General features: G+C 70.5%; 28 protein-coding genes. 11 read left to right on the forward strand and 17 right to left on the reverse strand.

The features are described 5' to 3' along the window. Positions 1 to 3 precede the first annotated feature (3 nt). Both EER30_RS33385 and EER30_RS33390 read left to right on the forward strand, forming a co-directional pair. Positions 4 to 1,857, forward strand: coding sequence for a substrate-binding and GGDEF domain-containing protein (locus EER30_RS33385; RefSeq protein ID WP_127504659.1), 1,854 nt, complete (start codon positions 4 to 6; stop codon positions 1,855 to 1,857). Positions 1,858 to 1,967: 110 nt separating this feature from the next. Further along, complete coding sequence (locus EER30_RS33390; RefSeq protein ID WP_127504660.1) at positions 1,968 to 3,536, forward strand: alpha/beta hydrolase; 1,569 nt, start codon at positions 1,968 to 1,970, stop codon at positions 3,534 to 3,536. 11 nt (positions 3,537 to 3,547) lie between these two features. Here EER30_RS33390 and EER30_RS33395 read toward each other — a convergent pair whose 3' ends face one another. Beyond that, positions 3,548 to 5,479 (reverse strand): putative bifunctional diguanylate cyclase/phosphodiesterase, encoded by a 1,932-nt coding sequence (locus tag EER30_RS33395; protein WP_164842562.1) that lies wholly within the window; start codon positions 5,477 to 5,479, stop codon positions 3,548 to 3,550. Positions 5,480 to 5,680: 201 nt separating this feature from the next. On the opposite strand from EER30_RS33395, the gene EER30_RS33400 reads away from it, so the two are divergent. From EER30_RS33400 to EER30_RS33415, 4 genes are read left to right on the forward strand one after another with little or no spacing between them, the layout of a single operon-like run. Further along, on the forward strand, positions 5,681 to 6,577 hold the full coding sequence (locus EER30_RS33400; RefSeq protein WP_127504662.1) for an ABC transporter ATP-binding protein: 897 nt from the start codon (positions 5,681 to 5,683) through the stop codon (positions 6,575 to 6,577). Continuing rightward, positions 6,574 to 7,323 carry an ABC transporter permease gene (locus EER30_RS33405; RefSeq protein WP_127504663.1) on the forward strand — a complete coding sequence of 250 codons (750 nt, stop codon included), beginning with the start codon at positions 6,574 to 6,576 and terminating at the stop codon, positions 7,321 to 7,323. The genes EER30_RS33400 and EER30_RS33405 overlap by 4 nt, the downstream gene beginning before the upstream one ends. A 14-nt stretch (positions 7,324 to 7,337) precedes the next feature. Next, on the forward strand, positions 7,338 to 8,492 hold the full coding sequence (locus tag EER30_RS33410) for a sensor histidine kinase (protein WP_127504664.1): 1,155 nt from the start codon (positions 7,338 to 7,340) through the stop codon (positions 8,490 to 8,492). Next, complete coding sequence (locus EER30_RS33415) at positions 8,489 to 9,145, forward strand: response regulator (RefSeq protein ID WP_127504665.1); 657 nt, start codon at positions 8,489 to 8,491, stop codon at positions 9,143 to 9,145. Before EER30_RS33410 ends, EER30_RS33415 begins: the two co-directional genes overlap by 4 nt. Positions 9,146 to 9,153: 8 nt before the next feature. On the opposite strand, the gene EER30_RS33420 is transcribed toward EER30_RS33415, so the two are convergent. After that, positions 9,154 to 11,469, reverse strand: a complete 2,316-nt coding sequence (locus EER30_RS33420; protein ID WP_127504666.1) for a transketolase-like TK C-terminal-containing protein — start codon at positions 11,467 to 11,469, stop codon at positions 9,154 to 9,156. Positions 11,470 to 11,606: 137 nt separating this feature from the next. Between EER30_RS33420 and EER30_RS33425 the strand changes: the two genes are divergently transcribed. Further along, a complete protein-coding gene (locus EER30_RS33425; RefSeq protein ID WP_127504667.1) occupies positions 11,607 to 12,086 on the forward strand; it encodes an Lrp/AsnC family transcriptional regulator in 480 nt (159 codons plus the stop codon). Here the strand turns inward: EER30_RS33425 and EER30_RS33430 are convergent. Both EER30_RS33430 and EER30_RS33435 read right to left on the reverse strand, forming a co-directional pair. Continuing rightward, positions 12,078 to 12,767: a Type 1 glutamine amidotransferase-like domain-containing protein gene (locus EER30_RS33430; RefSeq protein WP_127504668.1), complete on the reverse strand. Its 690-nt coding sequence runs from the start codon at positions 12,765 to 12,767 to the stop codon at positions 12,078 to 12,080. The two genes, EER30_RS33425 and EER30_RS33430, sit on opposite strands and share 9 nt — an antisense overlap. A gap of 207 nt (positions 12,768 to 12,974) precedes the next feature. Next, positions 12,975 to 13,601 (reverse strand): type III effector protein, encoded by a 627-nt coding sequence (locus EER30_RS33435; RefSeq protein ID WP_127504669.1) that lies wholly within the window; start codon positions 13,599 to 13,601, stop codon positions 12,975 to 12,977. A gap of 130 nt (positions 13,602 to 13,731) precedes the next feature. Here EER30_RS33435 and EER30_RS33440 point away from each other — a divergent pair, with 130 nt between their 5' ends. After that, entirely contained in the window at positions 13,732 to 14,178 is a 447-nt protein-coding gene (locus EER30_RS33440) for an Hsp20/alpha crystallin family protein (protein ID WP_127504670.1), read from the forward strand. Positions 14,179 to 14,223: 45 nt separating this feature from the next. Then, complete coding sequence (locus EER30_RS33445) at positions 14,224 to 14,514, forward strand: hypothetical protein (RefSeq protein WP_127504671.1); 291 nt, start codon at positions 14,224 to 14,226, stop codon at positions 14,512 to 14,514. A gap of 88 nt (positions 14,515 to 14,602) precedes the next feature. Here the strand turns inward: EER30_RS33445 and EER30_RS33450 are convergent, their stop codons facing one another. From EER30_RS33450 to EER30_RS33460, 3 genes are all read right to left on the reverse strand, one after another. After that, on the reverse strand, positions 14,603 to 14,824 hold the full coding sequence (locus EER30_RS33450; RefSeq protein ID WP_127504672.1) for a hypothetical protein: 222 nt from the start codon (positions 14,822 to 14,824) through the stop codon (positions 14,603 to 14,605). Between the two features lie 105 nt (positions 14,825 to 14,929). Next, complete coding sequence (locus tag EER30_RS33455) at positions 14,930 to 15,409, reverse strand: hypothetical protein (protein WP_127504673.1); 480 nt, start codon at positions 15,407 to 15,409, stop codon at positions 14,930 to 14,932. Positions 15,410 to 15,678: 269 nt separating this feature from the next. Then, complete coding sequence (locus EER30_RS33460; RefSeq protein WP_127504674.1) at positions 15,679 to 16,911, reverse strand: low temperature requirement protein A; 1,233 nt, start codon at positions 16,909 to 16,911, stop codon at positions 15,679 to 15,681. A 174-nt stretch (positions 16,912 to 17,085) separates the two neighbouring features. Between EER30_RS33460 and EER30_RS33465 the strand changes: the two genes are divergently transcribed. Beyond that, positions 17,086 to 18,282 carry a PQQ-dependent sugar dehydrogenase gene (locus EER30_RS33465; RefSeq protein WP_127504675.1) on the forward strand — a complete coding sequence of 399 codons (1,197 nt, stop codon included), beginning with the start codon at positions 17,086 to 17,088 and terminating at the stop codon, positions 18,280 to 18,282. On the opposite strand, the gene EER30_RS33470 is transcribed toward EER30_RS33465, so the two are convergent. The 6 genes from EER30_RS33470 to rpmB form a co-directional block, all read right to left on the reverse strand. Continuing rightward, on the reverse strand, positions 18,283 to 18,888 hold the full coding sequence (locus EER30_RS33470) for a nitroreductase family protein (RefSeq protein WP_164842563.1): 606 nt from the start codon (positions 18,886 to 18,888) through the stop codon (positions 18,283 to 18,285). It abuts the gene before it with no gap. A 31-nt stretch (positions 18,889 to 18,919) separates the two neighbouring features. Further along, positions 18,920 to 20,011, reverse strand: a complete 1,092-nt coding sequence (locus tag EER30_RS33475) for a YibE/F family protein (protein WP_127504677.1) — start codon at positions 20,009 to 20,011, stop codon at positions 18,920 to 18,922. 283 nt (positions 20,012 to 20,294) lie between these two features. Beyond that, positions 20,295 to 21,356 carry a hypothetical protein gene (locus tag EER30_RS33480; RefSeq protein ID WP_127504678.1) on the reverse strand — a complete coding sequence of 354 codons (1,062 nt, stop codon included), beginning with the start codon at positions 21,354 to 21,356 and terminating at the stop codon, positions 20,295 to 20,297. 47 nt (positions 21,357 to 21,403) lie between these two features. Then, a complete protein-coding gene (gene rpsN / locus EER30_RS33485) occupies positions 21,404 to 21,709 on the reverse strand; it encodes a 30S ribosomal protein S14 (protein ID WP_127504679.1) in 306 nt (101 codons plus the stop codon). After that, entirely contained in the window at positions 21,709 to 21,876 is a 168-nt protein-coding gene (gene rpmG, locus EER30_RS33490; RefSeq protein WP_127504680.1) for a 50S ribosomal protein L33, read from the reverse strand. Before rpmG ends, rpsN begins: the two co-directional genes overlap by 1 nt. Continuing rightward, positions 21,876 to 22,112, reverse strand: a complete 237-nt coding sequence (gene rpmB / locus EER30_RS33495) for a 50S ribosomal protein L28 (protein ID WP_127504681.1) — start codon at positions 22,110 to 22,112, stop codon at positions 21,876 to 21,878. Before rpmB ends, rpmG begins: the two co-directional genes overlap by 1 nt. A gap of 44 nt (positions 22,113 to 22,156) precedes the next feature. On the opposite strand from rpmB, the gene EER30_RS33500 reads away from it, so the two are divergent. Further along, positions 22,157 to 23,395 carry a CobW family GTP-binding protein gene (locus EER30_RS33500; RefSeq protein ID WP_127504682.1) on the forward strand — a complete coding sequence of 413 codons (1,239 nt, stop codon included), beginning with the start codon at positions 22,157 to 22,159 and terminating at the stop codon, positions 23,393 to 23,395. Positions 23,396 to 23,421: 26 nt separating this feature from the next. On the opposite strand, the gene EER30_RS33505 is transcribed toward EER30_RS33500, so the two are convergent. From EER30_RS33505 to EER30_RS33520, 4 genes are read right to left on the reverse strand one after another with little or no spacing between them, the layout of a single operon-like run. Next, a complete protein-coding gene (locus tag EER30_RS33505; protein WP_240670458.1) occupies positions 23,422 to 23,724 on the reverse strand; it encodes an ArsR/SmtB family transcription factor in 303 nt (100 codons plus the stop codon). After that, complete coding sequence (locus tag EER30_RS33510) at positions 23,721 to 24,557, reverse strand: metal ABC transporter permease (RefSeq protein ID WP_127504683.1); 837 nt, start codon at positions 24,555 to 24,557, stop codon at positions 23,721 to 23,723. The genes EER30_RS33505 and EER30_RS33510 overlap by 4 nt, the downstream gene beginning before the upstream one ends. Next, positions 24,541 to 25,425 (reverse strand): metal ABC transporter permease, encoded by an 885-nt coding sequence (locus EER30_RS33515; protein ID WP_127504684.1) that lies wholly within the window; start codon positions 25,423 to 25,425, stop codon positions 24,541 to 24,543. The genes EER30_RS33510 and EER30_RS33515 overlap by 17 nt, the downstream gene beginning before the upstream one ends. Continuing rightward, complete coding sequence (locus EER30_RS33520) at positions 25,422 to 26,177, reverse strand: metal ABC transporter ATP-binding protein (RefSeq protein WP_127504685.1); 756 nt, start codon at positions 26,175 to 26,177, stop codon at positions 25,422 to 25,424. Before EER30_RS33520 ends, EER30_RS33515 begins: the two co-directional genes overlap by 4 nt. Between the last annotated feature and the right edge of the window lies 1 nt (position 26,178).

Below are 26,178 nucleotides of genomic sequence, written 5' to 3' on the forward strand. Positions count from 1 at the left end.
ACGATGGCCGTCCTGGGAGTTCTTTCCCCGTTCCTGGGCGGGTGGTATTTCGGTGGGCTTCTCGAGGGGATCGCGCAGACCGCAGCCGACGCCGACACCGCCGTGGTTGCCGTACAAACACTCGACGCGGGCACCGACCAACTGGAACTGACCGAGCCGCCGCACCCGCCGTACCCGCTGGCCTGGGACCACGCCGCCGGCTTCGTCGTCATCGTGAACGCGGCGAGCCCCAAGTACCTGCACGAGATCCAGTCCTCCGGCCGTCCCGTCGTCGTGGTCAGCCACGAGTTCCCCGAGCTCGACTGTTCGACCGTCTTCCCCGACAACCGGGTCGGGGTGCGCGACGCGGTCGAACATCTCATCCGGCACGGGCACCGGCGGATCGCCTTCGCCGGTTTCCTGGGCGCGCTCGACCAGCAGGAACGGTACGAGACCTACCGCCGCACGCTGCGCGCCCACGGCATCGAGCCCGACCCCGATCTGGTCTTCGCGGCCGCCGACAATCAGGAGGCCGGGGGTGCCGGGGCGGCCCGCGCGATGCTGGCGGCCGGGCTGCCGTCGACCGCGGTCGTCGCGGGCACCGACCTGAACGCGATGGGCATCCTGCGGGTGCTGACCGGGGCGGGCTGCCGGCTGCCCGACGACCAGGCCGTCGTCGGCTTCGACGATCTGTCGGACGCCTCGTTCACCGAGCCGCGATTGACCACCGTACGGCAGCCGTTGTTCCAGGTCGGCGAGGTCGCGGCGCGGGTTCTGCTGGCGGCGATCGCCGGCACCGGCGGGCCGCCGAGGCGCCACGAGGTGGCGACCGAGCTGGTGGTGCGCGAGTCGTGCGGCTGTCCCGATTCGCACGGCAAGGAGTCGTTGTGGGCCGAGGGGAAGTCGCAGTACCGGGAGCGCACCCGGTTGCAGCGTTCGCTGAGCAGCCAGTACGACATCAGCCTCGACCTGTTGCGCAGTCACGAGGAGGATCCGCGGCAGTTGGGCTGGCTGCGCCGCACGTCGGCCCGGGCCGGTTGCCTCGGCATGTGGACGCCCGGCGAGCCGAGTCTCGAGATAGCCGGTCACTTCGACCGTTCGGCGTCCTTCCCGCTCACCTCCACCCGGGTTCCGCCCGGCGAGTTCCCGCCGGCCGGCATTCTCGACGAGGCCCGCGCCGAGCCCGGCTCGCTGACCTTCGTCGTGCCGGTGCGGGTCGGCGACCGCGACTGGGGACTGCTCGCCACGGTCGACCAGGTGGACCTGCAGGCGGCCACCGGACGCGAGCAGATCAACCAGTGGGCGGCGCTGCTGACGATGGCGCTGGACTACCAGGAGGTGCTGCGAACCCTGCGCGAGCAGGAGGAACAGCTGCGGGCGAGCGCGCTGCACGACCATCTCACCGGCCTGCCCAACCGCACCCATTTCCTGCAGCTGCTGGCGGCCGCGATCGAGCGCGGCCCCGACGTCGCCGTCCTGTTCGTCGACCTCAACGGCTTCAAACAGATCAACGACACGTACGGGCATGCCGTCGGCGACCAGATCCTGGTGGAGGTGGCCGACCGGCTGCGGGCCGAGCTCGGCGACCACGGCACGGCGGGCCGCTTCGGCGGCGACGAGTTCCTGGTGCTGCTGGACGCGCTCGACGACGACCACACCCCCGAGGCGACCGCTCGCCGGCTGCTGTCCGCACTCGACCGTCCCCACCGCCCGGACGGACGCCACCTTCTCGTCTCGGCCAGCATCGGCGTCGCCCTGACCCACGGTGCCCCCTTCGCCGACGCCGACGCGCTGGTGCGCGAGGCCGACACGGCCATGTACCGGGCGAAGTCCCGGCGCAGCGGCGTGGAGTCCGGGCACGCCTCAAAGGGTCGTTGACCTGGGAAGTCTGACCTAAAGGGCACCGTCTCGCTGGCTAATCTCCGAGGAGCGCCCCGGGTGTGCGGACGCCGCGCTACCCGGGCAGCGAACCGGACGGAGGGCAGGGCATGAGACGACTACTGGCGGCCGCCGTAGCCACGACGGTCGGGCTGACGATCGGCGGCACGATCCCGGCCGCGGCGCAGGCCCACCACGATCCCCCGAGCTACACGCCGCCGCCGATCGCGTGGGGCGCCTGTACCAACGCGACGCTGAAGGCGCGCGGCGCCGAGTGCGGTTTCGTGGTCGTCCCGCTCGACTATGCGAACCCGGGCGGCACAAAGATCAAGATTGCCGTCTCGCGGATGAAGCACAAGTCCGCCGCCGCTGACTATCAGGGCGTCATGCTGGTCAATCCGGGCGGTCCCGGCGGTTCCGGCCTCCTGTTCGCGGTGCTGCAACCGGCGATCCCCAACAATGTCGGTCTCGACTACGACTGGATCGGGTTCGACCCACGCGGCGTCGGCGCGAGCGTGCCCAAACTGACCTGCGACGGGAACGTCGCCGGCTACAACCGCCCCTACTACGTGCCGGTCACCCGAGAGCTGGAGCAGACCTGGCTGGACCGATCGAAGGCGTACGCCGAGGCCTGTGCCCGCACCGGCGGCCCGCTGCTCGACCACCTCAAGACCACCGACAACGTGAACGACATGGAGAGCATCCGCAAGGCGCTGGGCCGGCAGCAGATCAACTTCTACGGCTTCTCGTACGGCACCTATCTCGGCCAGACGTACGCCACGTTGCACCCCGAGCGCGTACGCCGCATGGTGTTCGACGGCGTCGTCGACCCGCGCGGCGTCTGGTACGACAACAACCTGAGCCAGGACGTCCAGTTCGACCGGAACATCGACACGTACTTCGACTGGGTCGCCAAATACGACGCGGTCTATCACCTGGGCGCCAGCGGCGAGACCGTCAAGGCCAAGTACTACGCCACGCTGCAGAAGCTGCGGAAGACCCCGGCCGCCGGCAAGATCGGCCCGGACGAGTGGACCGACATCTTCACCTCGGCCGGCTACTACGTCTTCGGCTGGCAGAACGTCGCCGCCGCATTCGCCGCCTACGTCAACGACGGGAAGACGACCGGGCTGCTCGAGCTCTACGCCGAGCCCGGTCCCGGCACCGACAACGGCTACGCCGTCTACCTCGGCACGCAGTGCACCGACGTGCAGTGGCCCACCAAGTGGAAGAAGTGGGAACGGGACAACTGGCGGCTCTACCAGAAGTACCCGTTCCTCACCTGGAGCAACGCCTGGTACAACGCGCCGTGCGTGTTCTGGGCGGGTGACGTCGGCCGGCCGGTCCGCGTGAACGGCGAGAAGGCCCCGCCGATCCTGATGATCAGCGAGACCGAGGACGCGGCCACCCCGTACGCGGGCAGTCTCGAGGTGCGCCAGCGGTTCCCGCGCTCGGTTCTCGTCGAGGGGGTCGGCGGCACGACGCACTCCGGCTCGCTGAGCGGGGTCGCCTGCACCGACAACACGATCGCGGCCTACCTGGACACCGGCGCCCTGCCCGACCGCGTGCACGGCGACCGATCCGACAAGCAGTGCGGCGCGGTGCCACCGCCCGACCCGACGGCCCCGGCTGCCCAGTCGCTGTCATCGGGCGGCAGCCTGAGGCCCGCCGTGCGGTGAGGTCCGACGCGTCAGCGGTCCTCGTCGGGGACCGCTGACGCCGGTGCCTTCTGCCGGTCGAGCCACTCGTCGAACCCGCTGGACGCGACCGGCTTGGAGACGTAGTAGCCCTGGATGACGTCGCACCCGATGCCGTCCAGCTCGGTCCAGGTGGCGCTGTCCTCCACGCCCTCGGCGATCACCTGGAGCCCGAGGTTGCGGCCGAGCTCGACCGTGGAGCGCACGATGACGGCGTCACGCTCGTTGGTGGTCATGTTGCTGACGAAGGACCGGTCGATCTTCAGCTCGTCCACCGGCAGGTTCTTGAGGTACGCCATCGACGAGTAGCCCGTACCGAAATCATCGATCGACAGATGCACTCCCAGAGCGTGCAACTGCTGGACGACCTGCAGGGCGCGGGCCGGATCAGCCATGATCGCGCTCTCGGTGATCTCGAGCGTGAGCAGCGGGGGCGGCACCTCCCAGCGAGCGAGCAGATCGGCCACCTCGCCGGGAAAGCCGAGGTCGAGCAGCCGGTGGGCCGAGACGTTGACGGCCACGCCGAGCTTCTCCCCGTTGAGCAGCCACGTCCGGCACTGCTGCAACGCCGTGTCGAGCACGAACCGGGTCAACGGCGTGATCAGACCGGTGTGCTCGGCGAGCGGGATGAACTCGTCCGGCGGGATCAGACCGTGCTCGGGATGCTGCCAGCGGACCAGCGCCTCGGCGCCGAGGACGGCACCGGTCCTGGCGTCGACCTTCGGCTGGTAGTGCAGCAGCAGCTGACCCCGCTCGATGCCCGCGCGCAGGTCGCCGGCCAGGGTGAGTTTGCGCGGGTCGCTGCTGTCCTGGCTCGCGTCGAACAGCACGTAGCCCGTACGCGTGGCCTTCGCGGTGTACATCGCGATGTCGGCCCGCTGCAGCAGTTCGTCGGCGGTGTCGCCGTGCTCGGGGCACAGCGCCGCGCCGATGCTGCCGCCGACGCTCAGGTTGAGCCCGTCGAGCGCGAACGGTTCCTCCAGCGCGCGCTGCAGCCGGGCCGCGACCTCGGCGACCTTGTCCGCGCCGGCGACCTCGGGCAGCAGGACGGCGAACTCGTCACCGCCGAGCCGGGCGACCATCTCCCCGCGGCGCAGCGCCTTCTGCATGCGCCGCGCGACCTCGATCAGCAGATGGTCGCCGTAGTGGTGGCCGAGGGTGTCGTTGACCTCTTTGAACCGGTCGAGGTCGATGAGCAGCAGGGCGGCCGAGCTCTGGTCGGCGCGGGTCCGGTCACCCGCGGCGGCGACGTGCTCGTGCAGCAGCACGCGGTTGGGCAGCCCGGTCAGGGCGTCGTGGGTGGCCTGGTGGGTGGCCCGCCGGAACGCCCGCGCGCGGATCCGCTGGGACTGCACCACCAGCAGCACCACGACGACGGCCGCGCCGCCCAGGATCAGCCAGGTGCCGAGGACGGCTCGGGTGCCGGCGTCCTCGGCCGTACGCCGGTAGTGCTGGTCGGCGTCGTCGATCGCCGCGGTCAGCCGCTGGAAAGCCGGGGCGCCCTGCCGCGCGTCGAGCTGCTGGGCGCGCGCGTGGTCGCCCTCGGCGAGCAGGTCGAACTCCTCGTCGATCACCAGGTCCCAGGCGACGTACGCGTCCTGCACCGCGCGGGCCTGAGCGTTGCCCGGATCACGCTGCTCGAACTCGCCGCCGATGGCATCGAAGACGTCGCAGATGTCATCGTGTGCCCGAACCGCCGCCGGGGTCAGGACCCGCGCCAGGACGACCTGCGATCGGAGCTCGCTCTGCTGCCAGGCCGCGGTCTCCATCTCGGCCATGAGCATCCGCAGCTCGCCGCGGTGCGTCGCCGAACTCTGAAGCTGAGCGATCGCCGCCGCGCTCACGCCGGTCACCGCGACCGCGCTCAGGATCACCAGCCACATCAGGCCCATCCGGACCCGGGGCGTCACACGGGCATCGACCACGCGACCGGTCCGTCGCCGCAGTGAGATGAAGGCCCGCATGAGCCCACTATCGGCACACCCGCCGTCCGGCCTGAGACCGAATCTGTCCGGGCGACGCGACCGGCTTCTGAGAACGCGCTGGTACCTGAGTACCACCGCGCGGCCGCAAGAGCCGACCGCGGTACCACGATCGGGGCGCGGCCCGAACCTAGCGTTGGGAGCATGATTCAGGTACGTGAGGTAACCAAGCGGTACGGCGCGAAGACGGTCGTCGACCGTCTGTCGTTCACCGCGCAGCCCGGACAGGTCACCGGCTTCCTCGGCCCCAACGGCGCCGGCAAGTCGACGACCATGCGAATGATCGTCGGCCTCGACGCGCCGACCTCGGGTGACGTGCTGGTCAACGGCAAGCCGTACGTGTCGTCGAAGGCCCCGCTGCACGAGATCGGCGTCCTGCTGGAGGCCAAGGCCGTGCACCCCGGGCGTACGGCGGTCAGCCACCTTCTCGCCCTGGCCCGCACGCACGGCATCGCGCGCTCGCGGGTCGACGAAGTGCTCGACCTGGCCGGCCTGTCGGCGGTCGCCCACAAGCGGGTCGGCGCGTTCTCGCTCGGCATGGGCCAGCGGCTCGGCATCGCCGCCGCGCTGCTCGGCGACCCGGCCGTGGTGATGCTCGACGAGCCGGTCAACGGGCTCGACCCGGAGGGTGTCCTCTGGGTGCGCAATCTGCTCACCGGTCTCGCGGCCCAGGGCCGTACGGTGATGTTGTCGTCGCATCTGATGAGCGAGGTATCGCTGATCGCCGACCACCTCGTCATCGTCGGCCGCGGGAAGCTGCTGGCCGACACGTCCGTGGCCGATTTCGTGACCACCGAGGGCGTCCGGGTCGTCACCGCCGCCCCCGACGAGCTGCGCGCCCTGATCGCACGCCCGGGCGTCACGGTCACCTCGACCGGCGCCGAGGAGTTGCTCGTCGCCGGCGTCTCGGCCCGCGAGATCGGGCTGGCCGCCGCCACCCGCGGCATCCCGCTGTTCGAACTCACCCCGCAGAACTCCTCGCTCGAAGAGGCGTTCATGGACCTGACCCGCGACGCTGTCGAATACGAGGCCGCCCGATGAAGATCACCGCTGGTGGCGTCGTCGCCGCCGAATGGACCAAGTTCTCCACGCTGCGCTCCACCTGGCTCACGACCGGCATCTCGGTCCTCCTGCTGATCGCCTTCGGCGCGATCGCCTCGGCCTCATTCTCGGGCGGCGGGCTGACCTCGGTCGATCTGGCCCTGTCGGGCAGCGTCCTGGCCGCGCTGTCGGTCGGCGTGCTGGGCGTGCTGCTGGGGGCGAGCGAGTACACGACCGGCATGATCCGGGCGACTTTGGCCGCGGTGCCGCGCCGGCTGCCGGTGCTGTGGTCGAAGAGTCTCGTGGCCGGGGCGGCCGCCTTCGTCACGATGACCGCCGGCGCCTTCGCCGCGTTCGCGGTCGGGTCGGCCGTGCTCAACGACAGGGTCGCCGGAATCGGGCTCGGCGACGAGGGTGTGGTGCGGGCCCTGCTCGGCGCCGGCCTCTATCTGGGACTGGTCGCGGTGCTCGGCGTCGCGCTCGGCGTGCTCGTGCGGTCCAGCGCCGGCGCCATCGCGATCCTGGCCGGCGCGCTGCTGGTCGTGCCCGGCCTGGCCCCGCTGCTGCCCGACTCGATCTCCGACGCGATCACCCCGTACCTGCCCAGCAACGCGGGCGGCGCCGTGATGGCGCTGACCCACACGGACGGCTCGCTGGCACCGTGGGCCGGTCTCGCGGTCTTCGCCGGGTACGTGGTCGTGACGCTCGCCGCGGCGGCGTACCGGCTCAAGAAGACGGACGCGTAGGGGAGACTCGGGCGATGAGCGCGCAGGGATGGCTCGTGGACCGGCAGGCCTGGCTGCGGGCGTTCGACCGGCGCCACCCGTGGGTCATGGACACCCTGGTGGCCGTTCCGATCGTGCTCTTCAGCATCCCGAACATCATCGAGAAGCCCCTGCCGGCCACCCTCGCGACCCTGGTGCTGCTGCCGCCGCTGTACTGGCGGCGGCGGTACCCGTTCCCGGCGTTCCTGGTCGCGGGGGCCGTCGACGCGATCCTGGGCTGGCTCGACGTCAGCGTCGGCGCCGGGGTGGTCCTGCTGGTGCTGCTTTTCGGCGTGGCCTCCCGAGGTACGTGGCGGTCGCTGGCCTGGGCCTCCGGGCTCACGGTGGCGCTGCTGCTCACCCAGATCTACCTGTTCGAGCCGGAGACGCCGAACCGCACCCTTACGTCGCTGCTGGCGCTGGGCACGGCGGTGGCCGCGATCGCCTCCGGGGTCGCGGTGCGCACCCGCCGGGCGTACCTCATCGCTCTGGAGGACCGCGCCGCCCGTCTGGAGGTCGAGCGGGATCAGCGGGCCCGTCTCGCCGTGGCCGACGAGCGAGCCCGGGTGGCCCGCGAGATGCACGACATCGTCGGCCACCACGTGTCGGTGATGGTCGGCCTGGCCGACGGGAGCGCCGCCCTCGCCCGGTCGCGGCAGGAGCAGACCGCCGAGCCGCTGCGGCTGATCGGCGAGACCGGCCGGCAGGCGCTCGCGGAGCTGCGGCGGGTGCTGGGCGTGCTGCGCGAGGAGGACGCTGATCCGGAACTACGGCCGCAGCCGGGCATCGACGATCTCGACCGGCTGCTGCCGAGCGTACGGGCGGCCGGGTTGCCGGTGACCTACTCGACCTCCGGTGAGCTCCACGCTCTCGGCAAGGGGCTGCAGCTCGCGGTCTACCGCATCGTCCAGGAGGCGCTCACCAACATCCTCAAACACGCGGGACCCGGCGCGATCGCTGACGTGAGTCTCAGTGTCACCGGCGGAGAGGTACGGGTTCGAGTGCGCGACAACGGCCGCGGCGCACCGGCCGCCCCGAGTCACGGCCTGCTCGGCATGCGCGAACGCGCCGCCATGTACGGCGGGGTGGTGACCGCCGGCCCGGCCGAGCGCGGCTGGGTCGTCGACGTCGTCCTCAAGGAGCCCGCATGACAACCGTGCTGATCGCCGACGACCAGCCGCTGCAGCGCATGGGGTTCAAGATGCTGCTCGACGGCACGCCCGGGATGGTCGTGGTCGGCGAGGCCTCGAACGGCGCCGAGGCGGTGCGGATGGCGGGCCAGACCCACCCCGACGTGGTGCTGATGGACGTCCGCATGCCCGGCATGGACGGCATTGAGGCGACCCGCCGGATCACCGCGGCCGGATCACGCACCCACGTCCTGATCCTGACCACCTTCGATCTCGACGAATATGTCTACGCCGGGTTGCGCGCCGGGGCGAGCGGCTTCCTGCTCAAGGACGCCCGGCCCGAGGAACTGATCGCCGGCATCCGCGCCGTGGCCGACGGCGACTCGGTGGTGGCTCCCAGCCTGACCCGCAAGCTGATGGACGCCTACCTGCAGGATTCGGCGCCGGACACGTCGGTCGATCCCCGCCTGAACACGCTGAGCGAACGCGAGCGAGAGGTGCTCGAGGCGATCGGTCAGGGCGCCACCAACACCGAGATCGCCCAACGCTTCACGCTGACCGAGTCGACGGTGAAGAAGCACGTCGGCCGCGTCCTGTTCAAGATCGGGGCCCGCGACCGCATCCAGGCCGTCATCTTCGCCTACGACAACGGCCTGGTTCACCCGCGCACGTGACGACCCGATCAGCGTCCGGTCAGGGTGAGGGCGGCGTCGACGATGGACACCGCGTCGATGCCGTGCAGGCGGTGGGCGTCCTCGAGGTCGGAGGACTGGCCGAACTCGGTGACGCCGAGGTTGCGGGTGCGGTCGCCGCGCAGCCCGGCCAGGAAGGCGAGCGTGTGCGGGTGCCCGTCGAGGACGGTGACCAGCGGGGCCGGCTGCGCGTCGGGGAACAGCACCCGCGCGATGTCGCCGCCCCGGCCCTGCGCCGACGAGAAGACCAGGTCGGGGCTGGTCAGGCAGACCACCCCGGCGGTCACCCCCAGCCCGCTCAGGTGGTTCGCGGCCGCGATGACCTCGGGCATCATCGCGCCGACGCCGACCAGGGTCACCTGCTCGGTACCGGGCGCGTGGTCGGTCAGCCGGTAGCCGCCGGCGACCACCTGCCGCCGGCGCCGTTCGCGCAGCACCTCGTCGTCGGGAACCGCGGCCAGGGCCGGATCGATCGGCCGGGTCGACAGGCGGAAGTACGCCGAGGTGCCGCCGGGCACGCCGACGTGGCGCATCGCCTCCAGCAGGCACCACTCCAGGTCCTGCGCGAACGCCGGTTCCCAGGCCACGCAGCCCGGCTGTTCCAGGCCGATCGACGGCGTCGTGATCGACTGATGCGCACCGCCCTCGGGCGCGAGCGTGACACCGGACGGCGTGCCCACGATGATCGACTGGCCGCCGGCGTAGATCCCGTACGACCAGGGTTCGAGCGCGCGGCTGATGAACGGGTCGTACAGCGTCGCGATCGGGATGAGCCGCTCGCCCCACCGCGACCAGGTCGCCCCGAGCTCGCCCAGCAGGCCGACCAGGTTGACCTCGGCGATGCCGAGCTCGATGTGCTGGCCGGTCGGCGCCTCGGCCCACTTCAGCACGCGCTCGGGGTCGTCGGCGAACCAGTCGCGCCGGTCGGCGACCGACCAGACGCCGGTCTTGTTGATCCACCCGCCCAGGTTGGTCGACGAGGCGACGTCCGGGCTGCACGTCACCACACGCGAGGCGGCGGCCGGTGCCTCCCGCACGAGGTCGGCCAGGAACTTCCCGAGTACGCCCTGAGTCGAGATCGCCGAACGATACGTACGCGTCAATGAGGTGGGAAGGTTGTCGACCGGACGCATCTGCACCGGGGTGCGCTTGAGGTCGGCGGCCCGCTGCTCGCACAGCTCGGCGGCCGGCGAGCCCGCGTCGAACGTACGCCACGGGTCGGCGCGGTCGGCGCCGACCGACTCGGCCAGGGCCGTCATCTGCGCGTCGGTGAGCAGCGCCGAGTGGTTGTTGGGGTGCCCCTCGATCGGCAGGCCACGCCCCTTGACCGTGTAGGCGAACACGATCGTCGGCCGGCTGTCCTCGACCTCGTCGTAGGTCTCCAGCAACAGCCCGACGTCGTGGCCCCCGAGGTCCCGCACCGCCACCGCGAGGTCAGCCTCGGGAATCGACCGTACGAGGACACGCAGCTGCTCCGAGCCGGTGTCCCCGATGATCCAGTCGGCGACCCGCCCGGCGTCGACGCGCAGCATCCGCTGATATTCCTCGTTGGGCATGGCCTCGAGCCGGGCCCGCAGCTCGGCGCCGCCCGGCCGCTCGAACAGCGCGCTGATCGTCCGCCCCCACTTGAGCGTGATCACCTGCCAGCCGGCCGCGCTGAACATGCCGGCCAGCCGGTCGATCTGGATGTCGGGAACGACGCGGTCGAGCGATTGCCGGTTCAGGTCGACGATCCACAGGATCTCGCCGAGCCGGGCCACCGACGGGTCGGCGACAGCCTCCCAGATGGCGCCCTCGTCGAGTTCCGCGTCGCCGAGCAGGCTGATGAAACGACCGGCGGGCGGCGGCGACGGGAAATGCCCGGCCAGATAGCGGTGCGAGACAGCCGCCCACAGCGCCGCGGTCGCGCCGATCCCGACCGAACCGGTGGAGAAGTCGACGGTGTCCGGGTCCTTCAACCGGCTCGGGTACGACTGCAGGCCGCCCTTGGCCCGCAAGGTGCTCAGATATTTCGGGTCGAGGTCGCCCAGCAGATAGTTGATGGCGTGCAGCACCGGCGACGCGTGCGGCTTCACAGAGACGCGGTCGTGGCGGGTCAGCTCGGCGAACCAGAGCGACACCATGATGTCGACCATCGACGCGCTCGACGCCTGATGCCCGCCGACCTTGATGCCGCTGGTGTTCGGCCGGCCGTGGTTGGCCGCGTCGACGATCGAGGTCGACAGCCACCGCACCCGGTCGGCCACCGCACGCAACGCCGCTTCGTCGGGCGGCGTACTGATCTGCGGTCGGTGGGTCACTGTCATGTCCGGGGTGCCTTCCTCGTGCCGGTTTGCCGGATACTCTCCGCCCCCGCCCCTTCGTGCCGCAACAGTCCGGCAGGATCCGCGCGTGGCACGCAACGATCTATGTATCGTCTGGGCCAGACCCGCATAATCGTTACGTGGACGCGCACGAATCGAACGCCCCCAGAAGAGCCGTTCTCGACGACGTCGACCGGCGGCTGCTCGACCTGCTCCGCGACAGCGCCCGAACCCCGGCGAGCGAGCTGGCCCGGGCCGTGAACCTGTCGCCGGCCTCGGTCAGCCGCCGCCTCGAACGGCTCGAGCGCCATGGGGTGATTCGGCGCTACGTCACCGTCATCGACGACCGGGCGGCCGGCGACCTGACGGCCTTCGTCGAGATCCGGCTGACCGGCGACACCGAAACGGGCGTACTCGAAGAGGCCCTGCGCGACATGGAGGAGATCCAGGACTTCTTCACCCTGGCCGGCGACCCCGACGTCCTGGTCCGGCTGCGCGTACGCGACGTCGACCACCTTCAGCGCGTCGTCAACCGCATCCGCCGCACCGGCAAGGCCTCCGGAACGAAGACGCTCATCGTGATGTATGCCTGGAGCCGCAGCGAGAACACCTCACCGTGAGCCGATCAGTTTCCAGTCGCCCTCGGAGATGACCTCAACCGTGCCGTCGACCACCTTGATAGCGGTGTCGTCGTCGATGGCGTAGGTCGGGACCGGGATTCCGGAGGCCCACTTCTCGATGTTGGACAGCCTGGTGTCTTCCATGTCCGGGTGATTGAGGTGCGGGTACAACGTGAAGTCGACCAGCCCCAGCGCCCGATCGCCGCCCTCGGCCAGGTCACTGCCGTCCGGCACGAAACCCAGGTCGAATTCAAAGTCGCAGTTGTACGGAGTGACGGCGATGCTTCCGGCGCTGACCCCGACATAAACCGTGTCGGTCAATGACGGCAGCAGGTCGGCCAGACCTGACTTGCGCAGCCAGTAGGTCAGGTAGAGCACATCGCCGCCCCAGACGAGTAGAGCATCGGCCTCCCTGACCGCGGGGACCCAGTTCTCGTCCCGAATGGTCGGCAGCGCGGTGAGTTCCAGCATCCCCAGCGACTTCCAGCCGAGCTGACTGAGCGGGGTCGAAGCCCGGCCGTGCATCGCCTTCCACGCCATCTCACCCCCGCCCGGGAAGGGGTGGACGCCGGTGGGGACGAACAGGGCCGTGGACTCGGCGATCGGTTTTCCGAGCAGGTCGACGAGCGCGCCGGAGATGCTCGGGTTTCGAATGCCCGACGACGTGAGAAGGAACTTCATGAAGTCCTCTTTCCTGGGACCGGCCAAGGGCTGAGTCAACCTCCGAACCACCGGTAACTCAAGGTCACCCCGAGTTGCCGCTGCGTACCCGGGACCGCGCGCCGACCAGGACGCTCTGGAAGTACGCATCCTGCGCGACAGGTACAACCGGGCCGCCGGGCTCATCGCGTCGCCCATCGGGGTTGCCGCACTCGGATAGGCCCGTGGTCATTCGGAGCCTGCGCCGCCTGGCTCCTCTAGGTGCTGACGGGCGGGTCGCCGCCGGATCTCGGCGGTCTGCTCGGTGACCGCGTCGATCTGGGCGGACAGCTTCGGATGCCGGGGAAGATGCCGTCGGGTGTCGGCGAGCAGGCCGGGAAGCGCCGAAGCGTCCGCGTCGCCGAGGGCGTCGTGCAGCCGGCCGAGGCTCTCGGTGGCGGCGTCGCCCAGATCGGTGAGGGCGGTGACCTGCCCGGCCAGCCGTCGCAGGTCGGCGGTGTTGTCGTTGGCCCACCGGGTGACGGCGCGGTTCGCGGCGCGGCGATCGCGTTCCGCCTGGACGCGCGCGTCCTGGGTGGCGCCCGCACCGGCCGTGGTTCCGCGCAGGTATCGGCGTTCGGCGGCCTGGCGGCTGGACACGCCGAGCACGGGGGCGAGACTCGCCCACGACACGCCGGCGGCGCGGGCCGCGGCGATCAGCACCGGTTCGAGGGCGGTCAGCTCGGCCTGTGCCCGGCGCAGCAGGACCAGGGCGTCGAGCAGGTCGGCCGGGCTGACCGGCTCGTTCCGCCTGACCGCGTCGGCGGTGCCGGCGAGTGCGGCCGCGACGGCGGCCAGGTCGCGCTCGTCGGTCATGCGGGGCCCCCTGACTGCGTACCGAAAATGTCATCTGTGAGACGACAAAGTTCTTGTCATCTGCGCGATGACGTGTTAGAAAAACCTTACGCGCATTGACCAGCCAAGTCGAGACCGCAGGAGGTGCAACATGTTGATGCGCAGCGAACCCTTCACCGAGGTCAACCGGCTCGCCCAGCAGCTCTTCGGCGCCGCGTCGGCCGGAACCTGGACCCGCCCGACGACGATGCCGGTCGACGCCATCCGCAACGGCGACGAGTTCGTGATCGCGTTCGACCTGCCCGGCGTGAGCGCCGACAGCATCGACATCGACGTGGAACGCAACGTCCTGACCGTGCGCGCCGAGCGCCGCCCCATCGACCTGGGCGAGCAGGCCGTGACCCAGTTGACCGAGCGACCCCTGGGCGTGTTCTCCCGCCAGCTGTTCCTCGGCGACGCGCTCGACACCGAACGCATCGACGCGGCGTACGAGAACGGGGTCCTGGTGCTTCGCATTCCGATCGCCGAGAAGGCCAAGCCGCGCAAGGTCGCCGTGGCAGCCGGCCAGAGCGGCGAGCAGAAGGTCATTACCGGCTGACGGACGGCTTTCTCGTCCGCTCACCACGACGGGTGGTGACCAAAAATGATCGACAACCTCGTGGTGCGGGCCCGGACCGCGTTGTCCCCTGAGTGGGACCACGGATTCGACGAGGCGTTCGCCGAGCTCGTCAGCAGCGACCCCGACCTGGTTCAGGCGGAGTTCGACGACCTCATCGCCGCCTCCTGGCCCGATCCGCCCGAACCCGCGCGGCCACCGGACCCGCCCACGCGTTCGACGCCGTCACCGGGCACCGCGGCCCTCGATCAGACATCAGCACGACCGAAGGAGGAGACGACCGACGACATCATCGACCACCAACGTCCGCCACCGTGACAATGAGGAGCGGCCCGCCCGGCTGGTTCGGCCGGCGGGCCGCTCTCCCGGTCGATCGGGCTCGGCCTCGGCCGGGCCCGATCCGTTGTCAGACCTGCTGGGTCTCGGTCGTGTCGGGGTGCCGCTCGACGGTGGCCTCCTTGACGAACTTGCCGGTGCTCGCGCTGCGATGGACCTCGCGGTCCTCGTCGCTCTTGTCGCCTCCGACGTGCTCAGTGGTCGTGGTGCTCGGCTCACGCTCGACCGTGCTGTCCTTGACGAACTGTCCGCTGCGGGCGCTGCGATTGACGTCGTGCTCGTTGTCGCTCATGGAAGAACCTCCGACATCCGTTCAACTCGATGTCCTGTAGTCCCCGCGCACCCGTCACCCGAAACGGACCACGTGCGCGCACGTCCCGGTCACGGGCTCTCGACCTCAGTGAACATCGCGGAGGCGGTTGTCGATCAACGCGGAGAGCTCGTGGGCCAGCGCGCCCAGGCTCTCCCCCCGGTAGACGCCGGCCAGCTCCTCCAGCAGCCGGGCCGCCACCGCGGCCTGCGCCGCCGTCAACGTTCGCGCCTGAACCCCGAACCCGTCCGCGTCACCGAGTCGCCCCCGAAGACGCTCGGAGTATTCGTCGCGGTCGAGCGGGTTGCCGAAACTGTCCCGGACGGACGCCGTCGGCCGGGGCGGTGCGTGACCGGCCGCCGGGGCCTCGCTGAACCGGGCATGATCGGGGCAGTAGTCGGTACGCCGGACCGGGTCTGACGTCCAGCCGGCAGCGTGATCACGAGCCCAGGACAGGGCGTCCGCGTCGCTGCGCCAGGCTTCGATCGGCGGCGGCTCCGACTGCACCGGGCAACCCGCGACGTCGCAACTGAGCACGACCCGCCGCAGCGTGCCTCCCCTGGACAAGTGGATGCTCACTACAGCCCACTCTCGTGGTCGTCGCGCCCGTGCGATCCAAGTCATCGCCGGCTGACGATCGGCCGCCGCACGTGCTCGATGCTACCGCCGTTTCTTCGTGCTCCGGCCGGCCTTCGCGGCGGCGCTGGTGGCCGGGACCGTCATGTCGCCGGCGAACACCCCGACCATCATGCCGGCACGGACCACCCCGTCCCGGTCAGGCGACGGCGATCTTCCCGTTGGTGCCGCCGCCGAAATGCGCGATCGCGCCGACGGCCCTACACCTTGGCGGTCCGAACCTCACCGGCGCGGTGCAGCTGGAATCCGGCCAGAACGCCACCGACCAGCACCGCGGCGAGGAGACCGACCGTGGCCACCGGGGAGAGGCCGAGCAGGACGATCACCAGCACCAGCGGCACCCCGGCGCCGGGCCACAGCAATGTCCCCCGCACCTGATGACCCAGCTGCGCCTGCATGACGGCGGCGCTGAGCAGATAACCCGCGGTGGCGATGCCGAGCACCCAGCGGGTTCCTCCGGCCAGGTGCGGGTCGGCACCGTGCAGCACCGCGTGTTCCAGCCCCACCGCCACAGCGGCCAGCGACACCGCCAGTGGCAGGTGCACGTACACGTAGAAGTCGTGGACGCCGTGCTTGGTGACCTCCTCGCCCTCCTTGACGAGCCGGCGCTTCGCGGCTCCGCCGGACAGGTCGAAGTAGATCCACCAGAGCGCCGCGGCCACCACCAGGGCCAGGGCGGCCACGACCAGCACGGCCGCCTTCCAGCCGCCGTCGTGCACCCCCGTGACGACCGCCGCGACAGACTCCCCCAGCACCAGGATGACGAACAGTCCGAAGCGTTCGGGCAGATGCTCCAGATGCAGCGGTACGGCGTCCTTCAAGCGGGCCGCGGCGGTCGGCCACACCACGTCCACCAGCACGCCGGCACCCCACAGCCAGTACCGGGCGGGCGTCGGGACGGCCAGCGAGATCAGCCAGATGCCGGCGCCGAGCGAGTGCCCGATCAGGTAGAGCCGTACGGTCGAGCGGGCTTCCGGCACGTGTCGCCACGCCCTTGCGTAACCCGCGATCAACGCGACCCGGATGACGACGTAGCCGAGAGCGAACCACCGCCCGGCCGGTCCGTCGATCTTGTCCACGGCGGCCGCCATCGCCACCACGCCCGCCATAGCGGCCAGCGTGAGCAGCCGGAACACGGCGTCGTCGGTGTCGAACCGGTTGGCGTACAGGGTGGTGCTGGCCCACGCCCACCAGCCGACCGTCAGGACCGCGGCGAATACCAGCGCACCGTGCCAGCTCTCGTCCTTCGCCAACACGTCCGCGCAGCGCGCCACGAACAGCACGAACGCCAGATCGAAGAACAGCTCCAATCGGGTCGCCGACCGGTTCGACTCCTGGTTGAGGTCCGGCGGCCGGACCGCCTCGACCTGCTCGGCCTCTTCCTCGTCGAGCTCTGTGTCCTCGTCATCGAGCCGATCGTGCGCGTGGGTCATGCCGCCTCCGATCCACCACAGTGAGCTGAGCGAGGCGACTACCCGGGCCGCGACCGTTTACACAACACCGGCACGGCCACGCCGGCCCACGGGTAGACATCGCTGGAAGTCGATGTATTCTGGGAGCGCTCCCAGTTCGCTTGCGTCCCCCACTCCGGCTCGAGGAGCTGAGACATGTCGCAACGGCATCGCCGCCCGGTCATCACGCTGGCCGGTCTGCTCATCCTGGCCCTGTCAGCGGTCCTTTTCCCCACGGCGCCAGTGGCCGGCGCGCCCCGCACCCACGCGGTGCCCCTCACCGAGCTGACCGTGGCAACCGAACAGGTGGCCTTCGGCCTGCGGCGCCCGATCGCGATCACCGGCGTCCCGGACGGGCGGATGCTGATAGCGGAGAAGGACGGCACCGTCCGCGCCTACCACCCCGACACCGGGTTGGCGGCCGACCCGGTGCTCGACCTGACCGCCCGCATCGACACGTCGGACAACGAGCGCGGCCTGCTCGGCATCACCCCCGCGCCGAACTTCGCCCGCACCGGGATCCTCTACGTCGCCTACACGAGCCTGCCCGCCGGCGAACTGACCCTGGCGCGAGTTCCCCTCGGCGCCCCCGACCGTCTGCAGGTGCTCCTGACCCAGCAACACTCCGAATACGGCAACCACAACGGCGGACAGGTCGCGTTCGGCCGCGACGGCTACCTCTACTGGTCGCTGGGCGACGGCGGCCACGCGAACGACCCGTTCAAGGCCGGCCAGGACCTCGGCACCCTGCTCGGCAAGATCGTACGGATCGACGTGAACCGCACCTGCGCGGCGAAACCCTACTGCGTCCCGGCCGACAACCCGTTCGTCCGCATGCCGGGCGCGCGACCGGAGATCTGGCTCTACGGCCTGCGCAACCCGTGGCGCTTCTCCGTCGACGTCGACAACTCACTGTGGATCGGCGACGTCGGCCAGGGCCTGGTCGAGGAGATCAACCACATCCGCCCGTCGCAGCGCGGCGCGAACCTCGGCTGGTCGTGCCGCGAGGGCACCCCGGTCTTCGACCCGCAGCAGTGCCGGCCCGGCGGCCGTTACACCGACCCGGTCTTCGAGTACGAGCACTTCATGACGGAGAGCTGCTCGGTCACCGGTGGCGTCGTGTACCGCGGATCCCGTACCCCCGAGGCGTGGGGAACCTACATCGCCAGCGACTACTGCTCGACCCTCGCCTTTGCCGTGCGCCCCCAACCCAGGGGCGGCTACGAGTCCGCCACGATCGGCCGCTTCCCGACCCAGCCGACCGCGTTCGGCGTCGACGTGCACGGCGAGCTCTACGTGCTCAGCGACCTGCCCGGATTCCTGAGCAAGGTGCGGTTCGAGCGGGTCTCGTGACTACCAGCGTTCCTGGTGGACGACGTCGTCGTACGGCCGGCGCTTGCGGGGTTCTCCGCTGACGTCACCGAACCGGTCGGCGTCCGGGGCCGCGTGCCCCAGCAGCGCGATGCCGATGGGGATGAAGTCCTCCGGGATGCCCAGCAGGTCGTGCAGCAGGTCCGCGTCGCCGCCGACGAACGCCGCCGACAGTCCCTCGTCGACCGCGGCCAGCATCACCAGGTTCATCGCGGCACCGGCATCGGTGTACCAGTAGGGAACGACCCACAGCGTGTCGTCGTCGAGGCCCTCGCGGACCTTCATCTTGTCGGGCTCGCGGTATCGCGCCTTGTAGATCTCCGGGCTGACGCAGATCACGATCTGCACCGGGGCCTGGGCGATGAAATTGTGGTGCCCGGAGATCTCGAACACCTCGTCCGCCGGGGCGGCGATCCGGTGCCGAGTCTCCGGGTCGAGCACGACGACGAACTCGACGCCCTGGCTGAAGCCGCCGCTCGGCCCTCGGCGAGCGAGATCCAGGATGCGCCGCACGGCGGCGGAATCGACTGGTTCGTCGCTGAAGGACCTGATCATCCGGCGCTTGCGCACAACTTCCCGAAACTCCATGACCATACGACGGCCCGCCCTCATACGGGGTTCAAGGAGCGGCTCGCAGAGTGCTGTGCGCTCGCTCACCCCTCGGACCGCGGCCCGCCACGAGGGCGGCCAGCGCGGTCGTGATCGGCACGGAGGCGACCAGCCCGATGGTCCCGACCGCGCCACGCAGGATCTCCTGGGCCAGGTATTCGCTGGTCAGAACCTGGGAGATCGGCTGGGCGCCGGTGGCGACGATTAGCAGCAGAGGCAAGGAGCCACCCGCGTACGCCAGCACGATCGTATTCACGGCGGAGGCGACGTGCGCGCGGCCGATCCGGATCGCCGCGCGGTAGACCTCGAGCCGGCTCCCGCTGCCGTCGCGGGCCAGTTCGGCGACGGTGGCCGCCTGGGTGACGGTGACGTCGTCGAGAACCCCGAGCGCCCCGATGATGATCCCGGCGAGCAGAAGACCGCGCATGTCGATGTTGCCCTGAACAACCGACAGGTACGAGTCGTCGTCGCCCGCGATGCCGGTGAGGTGCATCGCCGCCGTGAACACCACGCCGAGAACGCCGGTGAGCACCAGACTCGCCACCGTTCCGGCGACGGCCACCGACGTGTGGACGTTCACCCCGTGCGTCAGATAGAGGGCGGCGAACATGATCGCGGAGGCGCCGACCACGGCCACGAGCAGCGGCGACTCACCCTGAACGATCGCCGGGATGATGAACAGAAGCAGGACCGCGAAGCTGATCGCGAGGCCGGCCAGCGAGGTGAGCCCGCGCCATCGGCCGAAGAGCAGAATCACGGCGACGGCCAGGACCAGCATCCAGATCATCGGCATGGCCCGCTGCTGGTCGACGACCGTGTAGGCGCGGCCTCCGGGCACGGCGTCCGGCGCGTGCAGCAACACGATGTCGTCGCCGACGCGCACGACCGGGGCGCCCGGGCCCTGGGGCAGGTCGACCGTCGTGGTCGTTCCCGTTCCGGTGCCGTCGGTGATCCTTACGTCGGCCTGCCCGCACCGCGCGGGTCCGTCGCGTGTGCCCGCCGGCGGGCATTGCCGCTCGGTGACCGACACGACCGTTCCCAGGGCGCGCGCGTCTTGCGCGGAGCCGGGCGGCGCCACCTGTCCTGGCCACAGCACGATCATGGCGATCAGGGTGGCGAGCGCGATCGGCCCGAGGACGGCGACGAGGAGCCGGCGCGTATGCCGCGACGAAGGACCGGCGGGCGCGTGCCGATGCGAATGGGTCGCGGACACCCCATGCCGCGGCCGGTGATTTTCCGGGAACCAGCTCAACGAAACGTTCCTCCTGCGGGTCCACCTTTTCGGCCCCGCGCACACAATGAGAGGAAGGTTATCTCTCGGCGATGCGGTGAAAGAATCGCGGTGAAACGAATTCACGAATGCGCAATTGGATATGTGACCACTTTCAAACGGTGCGCAGGTCGAGCACGTGGCGGACGAAAGAGTTCGCGGTGCCGGCCGACCACCACAGGACACCGTTGCGATACCGGACGTCGCCCGCCTCCGGGCTGGCTCGTACGTGGCGATTCGTCTCGATGTCGAAGATCAGCAGCTCGTCGCGTCCGGTCAGCTCGGACGCCGCGGTGACTTGGGAGTACACCTCGAACCGGCCGAGCACGGCCACATCGCTGATGATCGTGCGGGCCGTCCTCCGGGCAACCTGTTGGCGGTCGGTCCCGTCGGTCCGCACGATCTCGATCTTCGGGTAGCCGTCGGCGTCGAGCGACACGGCCCGGCACCACAGCGGGGTGCAGGCGGTCGTGCCGCGGCGGGTCAGGGGCATCGGCCGTTCCTCGCCGGTCACCAGGTTGCGCATCCGCCCGGCGCCCGCCATGTCGGCCAGCCCGTCGACCATCCAGGGCCAGTCCGTCAGCGCCCAGTTCCCGGGCACCGTACGCACCTCGACGGGGCCGCCGGTCAGAGCCACCGACCGGATCTCGGTGCCCGACGAGGGCTCGGCGGCGACCCAGTGGACACGCTCGCCGGCGACGACCAGGTCGTACTGTGACTGATAGAAACGCGAGTCGCCGGTGTCGGCGGTCAGCTTGCGAATCTGCCGGCCGGTGCGCGAATCAGCGGCCCACATCTCTTGGCCGGCGCTCGTGTTCTCGGCCCAGACCACGGTGTCACCAGAGACGGCCGGACTCAGAAATGACGGGTTCTGCGCGAGCGGCAGACGTCTGAGCTCCCGTACGGTGTCACCGGGGCCGCGCTTCACCAGGCGCAGGAACTTCTCGTCCCGGCTCGGCGCGGACCCGATCGACGTCCGGGCATCAAGGAACACCAACGGCTCATAGGCGGTCCCGTCCGGCAAGTCGGCCGTGATCGTGGCCTTCTGCGCCGCCGGCCAGGCCAGCGCGACCGATGGTGGTGGCGGTGGCGGTTCCTCGGGCTTGGGCGCGCCCAGCAGCAAGGCGGCCGCGCCCAGGGCTATGCCGAGGCTGACGATCTGACCCCTGCCCGCCAATGCTGGTTCTCCGCCCGCCATCGGATCGAGACACCGATGCTAGTGCGTCACCGGGACGCCTTCGCGACGCCGGGCAATTGGCCTTCGTGGGCCATCTCGCGGAACCGGATGCGGGACAGCCCGAAGCGGCTGAGCACTCCCCTCGGCCGTCCGTCCACCATGTCGCGGTTGCGCCGGCGCACCGGACTCGAATCGCGAGGCAGGGCCGCCAGCCGCCGGAAAGCGGCCGCACGGGCCTCCGGTGTGGCCTCCGGCGAGGCGATGGTCTGCTTGAGTTCGCGGCGCTCGTCGAAGTAGCGCACGCTGAGCTCGGCGCGGCGCTTCTCGCGCTCGATCAGGCAACGGCGGGCCATCAGCGCTCCTCCCGGAACTCGACGTGCCGACGCAGCGCGGGGTCGTACTTGCGCAGCACCAGCCGGTCGGGGTTGTTGCGACGGTTCTTGCGGGTGACATAGGTGGTGCCGGTGCCCGCCGTGCTTCGCAGTTTCACGATCGGGCGTACGTCAGTGGTGCGGGTCATCAGAGCTGCACTCCTCGAGCGCGGAGCCGGGCGACGACCGCGGTGATGCCGTCCCGGTCGATGATCTTGATTCCGGTGGTGCTGACGTTCAGGCGCACGTACCGGCCCTCGGCGGGCACGAAGTAGCGCCGGCGCTGCACGTTCGGGTTCCAGCGGCGACGCGTACGCCGATGGGAGTGGGACACGTTGTTGCCGAAGGCCGGCTTCTTGCCGGTCACGTCACAGACGAAAGACATGCCCGCCACTTTACAATGAAAATCATTTCCAACAAGATGGGGACATGACCGATCCTCGTTCCGCCGTGACCGTGCTCGCCGGATTCACGGCGCCGGCCACCGACGCCGTAGCTCGCAGCCTGCTCGTGACCGACCCGTCGCTGATCCTCATCACGCACGACCTCACCCACGTCCGCGACGGCCTCGTCCGGCGCACCGCCCGCACGCGGGACGAGGTCCTCGAGGACGAGGTCACCGAACTGGTCCACGGTTGCGTGTCCTGCACACTGCGCGAGGACGTCATCCCCACGCTGGTCCGGCTGAGCCGCCGCCACCCCGGCCGCGAGCTACTCCTGGCCCTTCCCCCGGCCGTCGAGCCCGAAGCCGTTGCCGCCGCCTGCGCGGTGTCGAGCGTCGACGGGGTCGCCGTCACCGACGCCGTACGCTTCGACTCGTACGTCACCGTTGTCGAGGCGGCCAGCCTCCTCGACGACCTGATCACGACCGACGACCTGCGTGATCGCGGCCGGCACGCGGCCGACAACGACCACCGCACCGTGGCCGACGTGGTCAGCCGCCAGATCGAGTTCGCCGACACGATCGTCGTCTGGAGCGCCCCGGACGCGGACGCCGTGGAACGCGACCGCCTCACCGCGCTGCTGCACCGGCTCGCCCCGTGGGCGGCACACGTCCGCGTCGGCGACAATCCTGCGATCGACTGCACCGCCCTGGCCCGCCGGCTGCTGCGCACCGGCCGGCACAACCCGGAGGTGCCGGGCATGCTGGGCCGCGCGCTGGAGGGCTACCCGGTCGGCGTCCACGACCCGGCCGGCGACAACGGCGTCAACGCGATGCTGTTCCGCAGCCGCCGCCCGTTCCACCCGCAACGTCTGCACGACGCCCTCGACGACCTGACGAGCGAGGCGTTGCGCAGCCGCGGTCTGCTGTGGATCGCCACCCAGCCGGACACGGCGATCGGGTGGGAATCGGCCGGCGGCGGGCTGACCTTCGGCAACCTCGGCCACTGGCTCGCCGCCCTGCCCCGCGAACGCTGGGACGAGGCGAGCGACATGCGCCGCCTGGCCGCCGACGCCGCGTGGGACCCCTACTACGGCGACCGCACCACCGTCCTGTCATTCGTCGGTTTCAACCTCGACGTCGACGCGATGACCGCGACCCTGCGGCACTGCCTGGTCACCGACGCCGAGCTCGCCGAGGGAACCGACCGGCAGCAGGCCCTGCCCGACCCCTTCACCGGCCTCTTTCCCCTCGAGGACGCCCTCTCCGAGGGAGCGGTGTCGTAGCCCGAAGTAGGCCGGCGCGGGACGCCTCACGCCCGTGGGGCGTCCCGCACGAACCGCAGCACTTCGTCGACCAGCCGGACGGTCGCCTCATCCGGCAGCGAGTAGAACACCTGCCGCCCTCGGCGCCGCCGACGGACCAGACCCGCGTCGACGAGATGGCGCAGATGATGCGACAGCGCCGTCACATGCACCGGCACAACCTCGGCCAGCGCCGTGGGCGTGGCCTCCCCGGCGCGCAGCAGGATCAGGACGTGCAACCGGTGCTCGTAGGCCATGCCCCGCAACGCCTCCGCCGCCCTGGCCAATGTGGCCGGGCTGACCACCGTCACGCCCGACCGGCAGGCGCCACCGGAAGCCGGACGACGGCCGTCCGCAGCCGGGCCGGCAGCCAGGAGGCGGCCAGCACGGCCGTCGCGGTCAGCGAGATGCTCGCGCCGGCCGCGACGTTCCAGCGGCTCGAGATCCACAAGCCGACGAGGCCGCTGCCCACGGCGAAGACGATCGACAGCGCTGTGACGACGGGCAACCGGTCGGACCACAGCCGCGCGGCCGCCGCGGGTGCGACGATCAGCGACACCGCCAGGATCGTGCCCACGGCCGGCACCATCGTGACCACGACGACCTGAATGGTGAGCAGCAGAAGCAGATCCCAGCGGCCGATCGCCAGCCCTGCCGCCTGCGCACCGGACCGGTCGAAGCCGATCTGCAGCAGAGGCCGGGCGCCGACGGTCAACCCGACGGCGACGACGACTAGCACCACCGCCGTGACGACCAGGTCCTGTGTACCGACGGTCAGGATCGACCCGACCAGGAACGACGACAGGTCCCGGCTGAAGCCGCTCTGGGTGGCGACGAGCGCGGCGCCGAGCGCGAACCCGGCCGAGAGCAGCACCCCCGTGGCCGCCGACGCGTCCTGGCCCCGGCGACGCGTCAGGGCGACCACGCCGACGGCGACGATTCCGCCGGCGACGACACCGCCGAGCATGATGTTGACGCCGATGATCGAGGCCAGCACGATGCCGGGGAACGTGGCGTGGGTCAGCGCCATCGTGAAGAACGACAGCCGGCGCACCACCACGTGCACGCCGATCAGTCCGGCCAGCGCCCCGGCGAGCACGACCTCGGCCACGGCCCGGTGCAGGGCGTCATCCCACCAGCTCATGAACGGAACTCCTTCGCGCGGACGGCACCCGGCGTTGCCGTCGGGCGCGCAAAAGACGTACGGGAATCAGCAACAGGTAGGCGGCCACCAGCAGCAGCACCACCGAGGACGCCGAGGTCAGCGCCACGCCGTAGTGCAGCGAGGCGGTCCAGCTCACGAGCAGCCCCGCGTAGCCCGCGCCGATGATCAGAACCGTGCCGACGACCGCCATCACGGCCAGCCGGTCGGTGACCATGCGGGCCGCCGCGGCCGGGACGATCAGCAAAGCGACGACGAGGATCGTTCCGACGGCGCGCACCGACGCGACCACAACCAACGCCACCAGCACGTTGAGCCACAAGTCGAGCCAGCCGACGCGGAATCCGGCGGCCGCCGCCCCAGCCGGATCGAACGTACGGAACAGCAGCGCGCGGGCGCCGATGAGCAGGGCGACCAGGACCACGCCGGCCAGCACCGCGGTCTCGACGAGTTGGTCAGCTGTCACGGTCAGCAGACGACCGAACAAGAAGGCGGTCAGATCAGAGGTGTACGAGGTGCGGCGCGAGACCAGCACGACGCCGATCGAGAACATCGCGGTGAGCACCACGGCCGTCGCCGCGTCATCGGAAACGCGGCCGCCGCGGGTCAGCAACGTCAGCACCACCGCCGTCAGCAGGCCCGCGACCAGCGCCCCGACGACGAGCCCTTCCAGTCCCCCGGCGACGAAACCGATGACGACACCCGGGAACACGGTGTGCGTCATCGCGTCGGAGACGAACGCGAGACGGCGGGCGTAGACGAACACGCTGACCGGGCCGCAGATCACCGCGAGCAGCGCGATCTCGGCCAGGGCCCGGGCCATGAACGGCAGTTCGAACGGCGCGATCACGGCTCCACCAGCATCATCTGCCCGTCGGCGACGTCGACCACGTGACCCCCGTACGTCATGCGCAGTTTCTCGGCCGTGAGCACCTCGGACGGCGCGCCGACGGCCCACTGCCGTCCGTTGAGCAGGCACACCACATCGGCCAGATCACGGGCCACCCCGAGGTCGTGGGTGCTGATCACCAGTGCGGCGCCGCCCGCGCTGAGCTCGCGCAACACTCGTACGATCTCGTCCTGGCTGACCGCGTCGACACCGTTGAACGGCTCGTCGAGCAGCAGCAGCCGGGGCTCGGAGGCGATCGCGCGGGCCAGCAGGACCCGCTGCCGCTGACCGCCTGACAACGTGCCGAAACGGTGCCCGGCCCGGTCGGCCAGTCCGACCCGGTCGAGGGCTTCGGCGACCGCCCTCCGATCGGCGGCCCGGGCCGGACGCCACCAGCCGATCCGCCGGTAGCGGCCCATCATGACGACCTGCCGGACGCTGACCGGGAAGTCAGCGTCCAGCGTGTCGGTCTGCGGCACGTAGCCGGCCTGGCCACGAGCCGCCGACGGGTCCGCCCCCAGCACCGAGGCTTGCCCGGCCAGCACGGGTACCAGCCCGAGCACCGATTTGATGAGGGTCGACTTCCCGGCCCCGTTCGGTCCCACCAGGGCCAGCCGCTGTCCCGCACGCACGTCGAGGTCGACGTGGGTCAGCACGGCGGTGCCCTGATAGCCGACGCTGACACCGTCGTACCGCAGGGCCGGGCCGGTCATG

Source organism: Actinoplanes solisilvae (assembly GCF_003999975.1).
Taxonomy (GTDB): Bacteria; Actinomycetota; Actinomycetes; order Mycobacteriales; family Micromonosporaceae; genus Actinoplanes; species Actinoplanes solisilvae.

Excerpts from the sequence above, each read along its gene's own strand:
- EER30_RS33440 (WP_127504670.1), top strand. The coding sequence starts at position 13,732 with ATGTTGATGCGCAGCGAACCCTTCACCGAGGTCAACCGGCTCGCCCAG.
- EER30_RS33460 (WP_127504674.1), bottom strand. The coding sequence starts at position 16,911 with ATGACCCACGCGCACGATCGGCTCGATGACGAGGACACAGAGCTCGAC.
- EER30_RS33475 (WP_127504677.1), bottom strand. The coding sequence starts at position 20,011 with ATGATCGTGCTGTGGCCAGGACAGGTGGCGCCGCCCGGCTCCGCGCAA.
- EER30_RS33405 (WP_127504663.1), top strand. The coding sequence starts at position 6,574 with ATGAAGATCACCGCTGGTGGCGTCGTCGCCGCCGAATGGACCAAGTTC.
- EER30_RS33445 (WP_127504671.1), top strand. The coding sequence starts at position 14,224 with ATGATCGACAACCTCGTGGTGCGGGCCCGGACCGCGTTGTCCCCTGAG.
- EER30_RS33470 (WP_164842563.1), bottom strand. The coding sequence starts at position 18,888 with ATGGAGTTTCGGGAAGTTGTGCGCAAGCGCCGGATGATCAGGTCCTTC.
- EER30_RS33510 (WP_127504683.1), bottom strand. The coding sequence starts at position 24,557 with ATGAGCTGGTGGGATGACGCCCTGCACCGGGCCGTGGCCGAGGTCGTG.
- rpsN (WP_127504679.1), bottom strand. The coding sequence starts at position 21,709 with ATGGCCCGCCGTTGCCTGATCGAGCGCGAGAAGCGCCGCGCCGAGCTC.
- EER30_RS33500 (WP_127504682.1), top strand. The coding sequence starts at position 22,157 with ATGACCGATCCTCGTTCCGCCGTGACCGTGCTCGCCGGATTCACGGCG.
- EER30_RS33430 (WP_127504668.1), bottom strand. The coding sequence starts at position 12,767 with ATGAAGTTCCTTCTCACGTCGTCGGGCATTCGAAACCCGAGCATCTCC.
- EER30_RS33435 (WP_127504669.1), bottom strand. The coding sequence starts at position 13,601 with ATGACCGACGAGCGCGACCTGGCCGCCGTCGCGGCCGCACTCGCCGGC.
- EER30_RS33520 (WP_127504685.1), bottom strand. The coding sequence starts at position 26,177 with ATGACCGGCCCGGCCCTGCGGTACGACGGTGTCAGCGTCGGCTATCAG.
- EER30_RS33420 (WP_127504666.1), bottom strand. The coding sequence starts at position 11,469 with ATGACAGTGACCCACCGACCGCAGATCAGTACGCCGCCCGACGAAGCG.
- EER30_RS33400 (WP_127504662.1), top strand. The coding sequence starts at position 5,681 with ATGATTCAGGTACGTGAGGTAACCAAGCGGTACGGCGCGAAGACGGTC.
- EER30_RS33390 (WP_127504660.1), top strand. The coding sequence starts at position 1,968 with ATGAGACGACTACTGGCGGCCGCCGTAGCCACGACGGTCGGGCTGACG.
- rpmB (WP_127504681.1), bottom strand. The coding sequence starts at position 22,112 with ATGTCTTTCGTCTGTGACGTGACCGGCAAGAAGCCGGCCTTCGGCAAC.
- EER30_RS33415 (WP_127504665.1), top strand. The coding sequence starts at position 8,489 with ATGACAACCGTGCTGATCGCCGACGACCAGCCGCTGCAGCGCATGGGG.
- EER30_RS33385 (WP_127504659.1), top strand. The coding sequence starts at position 4 with ATGGCCGTCCTGGGAGTTCTTTCCCCGTTCCTGGGCGGGTGGTATTTC.
- EER30_RS33450 (WP_127504672.1), bottom strand. The coding sequence starts at position 14,824 with ATGAGCGACAACGAGCACGACGTCAATCGCAGCGCCCGCAGCGGACAG.
- EER30_RS33410 (WP_127504664.1), top strand. The coding sequence starts at position 7,338 with ATGAGCGCGCAGGGATGGCTCGTGGACCGGCAGGCCTGGCTGCGGGCG.
- EER30_RS33465 (WP_127504675.1), top strand. The coding sequence starts at position 17,086 with ATGTCGCAACGGCATCGCCGCCCGGTCATCACGCTGGCCGGTCTGCTC.
- rpmG (WP_127504680.1), bottom strand. The coding sequence starts at position 21,876 with ATGACCCGCACCACTGACGTACGCCCGATCGTGAAACTGCGAAGCACG.